This window comes from Rhizobium ecuadorense (genome assembly GCF_001187535.1).
GTDB lineage: Bacteria > Pseudomonadota > Alphaproteobacteria > Rhizobiales > Rhizobiaceae > Rhizobium > Rhizobium ecuadorense.
This window is the reverse complement of sequence record NZ_LFIO01001389.1, coordinates 1-503: the sequence shown is the minus strand read 5'-3', so window position 1 is coordinate 503 and position 503 is coordinate 1. Positions and strand designations below refer to the sequence as shown.

1 protein-coding gene is annotated in these 503 nt (G+C 61.2%); it reads left to right on the top strand.

What is annotated here, in order from left to right:
* On the top strand, window positions 1–503 hold a 503-nt coding region (locus AF337_RS43410; protein ID WP_160320379.1), incomplete at both ends, for a hypothetical protein.

Sequence of the window (503 nt, the reverse complement as noted above, 5' to 3'; positions counted from 1 at the left end):
CTATGCGGCCTACGCAGAAGCCTCAACCAAACTTTTCTATCCCAGAGGGACGGTTCGCTGCTCCGCTGACGCCATGTTCCGCTCGCGGTCGGCGCGCGATCTAGGCTGCATTCTCGACGTAGACCCGCATGTGATCGCGTGGCTCTGCCTCCCGCTCGAGTTCGCAACCGAGATCGGACCACATGTACCGGATTTCCTGGTGGACTATGAGGATGGCACGAGGATCTACTTGGACGCCGTGGAAGGAGATGAGCGTCCGGAGATCAGGGAAGGCGCTGCCTTGGCGGGATTCCGCTACCGCGGGGTTCCACGCAAGGAGATCGAAGTTGGTAACCGCCTGGCCAACGCGCGTGACCTTCTCCGGTATGCCCACTGCAGGACACCCCTCAACGACAGGATCCGGATGTTGTCGGCGCTTGAAGAAGCCGGCTCGCTGACCGTTGCCGAATGCCTGAACGTTTTCCGCGAAGTGCAGCCGATGACCGGCGTCTCCTGGATGGTTC